Annotated in this window: 4 protein-coding genes and 1 pseudogene; 2 read left to right on the top strand and 3 right to left on the bottom strand. The window is 64.4% G+C overall.

Annotation, left to right across the window (positions count from 1 at the left end; genetic code table 11):
- Window positions 1–1,048 (top strand): MFS transporter (locus C5F75_RS35765; RefSeq protein ID WP_104013525.1); only part of this gene is annotated, 1,048 nt, incomplete at its 5' end.
- Between the two features lie 55 nt (window positions 1,049–1,103).
- Here the strand turns inward: C5F75_RS35765 and C5F75_RS35760 are convergent.
- Together C5F75_RS35760 and C5F75_RS35755 are read right to left on the bottom strand one after the other, a co-directional pair.
- The gene (locus tag C5F75_RS35760; RefSeq protein WP_104013524.1) at window positions 1,104–1,928 is read right to left on the bottom strand and encodes an alpha/beta fold hydrolase; all 825 of its coding nucleotides are present in this window, start codon (window positions 1,926–1,928) and stop codon (window positions 1,104–1,106) included.
- Window positions 1,929–2,075: 147 nt separating this feature from the next.
- Window positions 2,076–3,068, bottom strand: a complete 993-nt coding sequence (locus tag C5F75_RS35755; protein WP_059583808.1) for a LysR substrate-binding domain-containing protein — start codon at window positions 3,066–3,068, stop codon at window positions 2,076–2,078.
- A 224-nt stretch (window positions 3,069–3,292) separates the two neighbouring features.
- On the opposite strand from C5F75_RS35755, the gene C5F75_RS36620 reads away from it, so the two are divergent.
- Window positions 3,293–3,496 carry a hypothetical protein gene (locus C5F75_RS36620; RefSeq protein ID WP_146075244.1) on the top strand — a complete coding sequence of 68 codons (204 nt, stop codon included), beginning with the start codon at window positions 3,293–3,295 and terminating at the stop codon, window positions 3,494–3,496.
- Between the two features lie 199 nt (window positions 3,497–3,695).
- Here the strand turns inward: C5F75_RS36620 and C5F75_RS35750 are convergent.
- Window positions 3,696–3,923, bottom strand: a pseudogene (locus C5F75_RS35750) (ferritin-like domain-containing protein); the annotation flags it as partial.

Below are 3,923 nucleotides of genomic sequence, written 5' to 3'. Positions count from 1 at the left end.
CCGCCTCGTGCAGGGCTTCTCGACCGGCGGCGAATACGGCGGCGCCGCCACCTTCATCGCCGAGTTCTCGACCGACAGGCGCCGCGGCTTCATGGGCAGCTTCCTCGAGTTCGGCACGCTGATCGGCTATACGCTCGGCGCGGCCACGGTCGCGCTGTTGACGGCCACGCTGTCGCAGGAAGCGCTGCTGTCGTGGGGCTGGCGCGTGCCGTTCTTCATCGCCGGCCCGCTCGGCCTCGTCGGCCTCTACGTGCGGCTCAAGCTCGAGGAAACGCCGGCATTCAAAAAGGAAGCCGAAGCACGCGAAGCGGACGAGCGCGCGCGGCCGAAGCAGCGCTTCGCGACGCTGCTGGTCGAACAGTGGAAGCCGCTGCTGCAATGCGTCGGCCTCGTGCTGATCTTCAACGTGACCGACTACATGGCGCTGTCGTATCTGCCGAGCTACCTGTCGGCGACGCTGCACGTGCGCGAATCGCTCGGGCTCTTCATGGTGCTGCTCGTGATGGTGCTGATGATGCCGATGACGCTGTACGCCGGGCATCTGTCGGACAAGATCGGCCGCAAGCCGGTGATGATGGCCGGCTGCGTGGGCCTGCTCGCGCTGTCGGTGCCGGCGCTGATGCTGATCCGCACCGGCGGCTTGCTGCCGATCTTTGGCGGGATGCTGATCTACGGCATCCTGCTGTCGACGTTCACCGGCGTGATGCCGTCGGCGCTGCCCGCGCTGTTCCCGACGCGGATCCGCTACGGCGCGCTCGCGATCGGCTTCAACGTGTCGGTGTCGCTGTTCGGCGGCACGACGCCGCTCGTCACCGCATGGCTCGTCGATCGCACCGGCGACCTGATGATGCCCGCGTACTACCTGATGGGCGCGTCGTTCATCGGCATCGTGTCGGTGCTCGCGCTGCGCGAGACCGCGCGCCAGCCGCTGCCCGGTTCCGGGCCGTGCGTCGCGAGCCGCGCGGAGGCGTTGAGCCTCGTGCGCGGCGGGGCCGACGAAGCGCGTGTGCGCGATCGCAAGTTCACGCCGGTCAGCGAGCGCGCGTGACGCGGATCGATGCGACGCCGCGCGGCCTGCGCGGGCGTCGCCGTTCGCGCGATCGTCAGTTCGCCTGCAGTTGCTGCGCGTCGAACCAGTCGAGCAGCGCGCGCGTGACGAACGCGGGATTTTCCAGGTTCGAGATATGGCCGGCGTCGGGCACCAGCGTGTGCGCACAGCCGATCACGTTCGCCATCTTCACGGTTTCCGACGGCGGGCGCGCCATGTCGCCCGCGCCGCACATCAGCAGCGTGCGCGTGGCATCGAGTTCGGCGAGTGCCGCGAGCGTGTCGGGCCGGCCGAAAATCAGCCGGCCGAGCGGCGCGATCGATTGCCGCAGCCGGTCGGCGGGCAGGTTCGCGAGCGCTTGGCGAAACGCGGCCGGCACCGGGCCCTCCAGATTGACGTCCGGCCGGAAGAACAGCGGCACGATCGCGTCGAGCAACGGCGGCGCGATGCGGCCCGCGGCCTCGATCGCATCGAGCATCGCGAAATAGCGGGTGCGCGTCGCATCGGGCTCGGCTTCGAGCGACGCGTCCATGATCACGAGCGAGCGCACGCGCCGCGGCTCGCGCAATGCGAGCCGCGCGCCCCACATGCCGCCGACGCTGAGCCCGACGACCGCGCACTGTTCGATGTCCAGCGCGTCGAGCAGCGCGCTCGCGTGCGCGGCGAGGTCGTCGAGCGTGTGCGTGCCTTGCGGCAGCGCGCCCGATTCGCCGTGCCCCCACAGGTCCGGCACGATCACACGATACCGGCTCGACAGCGCATCGATCTGCGGCGCCCACATCGTGGCGTCCCACAGATAGCTGTGCCCGAGCAGCACCGGAAACCCGGTGCCATGATCGTGGTAATGCAGGGTACTGCCTTGAATGCGCTGTGCGGGCATGCTGTCTCCGGAGTGTCAGGGCTCGGCGGCAGCCCGGAAACGGGCGCCGCGATGGCGGCGTTCTGTGACGAACGCGAAGCGGCGCATCATCGCACAATTTCCCGCGGCTGCGCATGACGCCGCGCACCGCGCATTCACCGTGCCGCGCTATCCGACGCGATACATCGGCAGCACGTTGCTGCCGGCCGTGTCGTGCTCCGACACGAGCGGATGGCAAGCTTGTTCGAGCAGCCAGTTGGTCAGCACCGCGATATCGAATTCGTTGCACGCATCGGGGTTCTGCACGAGCACATAGCTGCCCGATGCAACGGTGCAATGCGGGAACAGCTCGACGAGCCGCCCCTGCTTCAACAGCCCGTCGACCAGCGGCCGCCTTCCGATCGCGATGCCGTGCCCGTCGACCGCCGCCTGGATCAGTTGATCGTACTGGCTGAAGTGCAGCGCGCCGGCCGGCCGCAGCCGCGGCACGCCGAGTTCCTTCAGCAATTGGCTCCACCCGTGCCACGGCCATTCGCCACGCGGGTCGTCGAGATGCAGCAGCACGTGCTTGTCGAGGTCAGCCGGCTTCATCGACGCGGCGTCGCCCGCCGCCGTCATCAGGCTCGGGCTGCATACGGCCACGACACGCTCGCGAAACAGCACGTCCGTATCGTCGGTCGACGTATACGGGCCGGCATAGCGCACGGCCAGATGCAAACGTTTGCGCTTGAGATCTTCGATTTCGCTCGTGGCCGACACGCGCACGTCGATGTCCGGATAGCTTGCGCGGAACGAACCGAGACGCGGAATCAGCCAAAGCGCGGCGAACGAGACGGTGGTCGACAACGAGATGGCGCGCTGGCCGACACTCGACGACAGCTTGCCGACCACGGATTCGAGATCGGACAACGCGAACGAGATCGCGTCGTACAACTCGCGCCCCTTGTCGGTCAACGTCAGCGAACGAATGTGCCGATGAAAGAGCTCGATCCGGAGCTGCTCCTCGAGCGCCTTGACCTGGCGGCTCACGGCCGACTGCGTGACGTTCAGTTCCTGCCCCGCACGCGTGAAGCTCAAATGGCGCGCCGCGCATTCGAAGCCTCTCAGGAAATCCAGCGAAGGCAAACTTCTCAATCTCTTTGCCAATCTCACATTAGCCATACCGCCGCCTCAAAGTTGCACCCACCGACAGGCAAGTTGCCGCTCGTCTCCCTGAATCGTCTCTCCTATTTGGATTCTGAAACGATTTTATAGTGAAAGCACGGATGCATTCCATTCTTATTTTCAATCGTGACACTTGTATTTATCTATCGAATTTCGTTGCATCGATATTTTCTTACACAAATATTATCGGGTAGTGATTTTGTAAATCGATATGCAAGTGAATGGAAGGCTCAAAAACAGCGGTAAAACTCTCGCCAAAACAGGCATTTACCGGCGAAATCCGCCGCTGCCGCGGCGATTGCTTCACACCGGAAAAGCTGGCCCCCGACGCATACAATTCAATTTCAATCAGCCGACTATTCATTTTGTTTTCCGGATTGCGAAAAAACAAACCGCCCGCAACGGACGAACAAAATGCCTTTTAAATCCGGAATTCAACGTTTATTGAAAAATACTAAACACACGACATTCAAGCTTGCCATGCGGGTTCAAGAAACTGATGAGCCGATTATTTCCGGATACGAATAACCCGCCGGCCGGCAATGCCGGTCAGCGTGCATCGGGTTCGCCTGTCGGCCGGAATCCGGGGGCCGGGGGTCGCCGTGCCGCGCGAGGACCGATTCACTACGCGTTGCCCGGCACCCCATTCGTCCGCGCCGTCACTTCGCGGCGATAGCGGTTCAGCTCCTGCGCGGTCGCGAACGTGCGCTCGAACAGGATCGACAGGTTGTGCAGGATCCGCTCGACCACCTTCTTCTCCCACTCGCCGTCGAAGCGGATCTGCTCGTCGAGCCAGCGCTCGAGCCATTCCGGATCCGGCAGGCGCGATTGCACGGTGTCGCGCGGGAACAG

It is taken from the genome of Burkholderia anthinoferrum (assembly GCF_002925705.1).
Classification (GTDB): Bacteria; Pseudomonadota; Gammaproteobacteria; order Burkholderiales; family Burkholderiaceae; genus Burkholderia; species Burkholderia semiarida.
The sequence above is the reverse complement of the archived record's forward strand: the minus strand, read 5'-3'. Positions and strand labels throughout refer to the sequence as shown.

Bases quoted from the DNA above. Each gene is read 5' to 3' on its own strand.
- C5F75_RS35760 (WP_104013524.1), bottom strand. From the start codon at position 1,928: ATGCCCGCACAGCGCATTCAAGGCAGTACCCTGCATTACCACGATCAT.
- C5F75_RS35755 (WP_059583808.1), bottom strand. From the start codon at position 3,068: ATGGCTAATGTGAGATTGGCAAAGAGATTGAGAAGTTTGCCTTCGCTG.
- C5F75_RS36620 (WP_146075244.1), top strand. From the start codon at position 3,293: ATGGAAGGCTCAAAAACAGCGGTAAAACTCTCGCCAAAACAGGCATTT.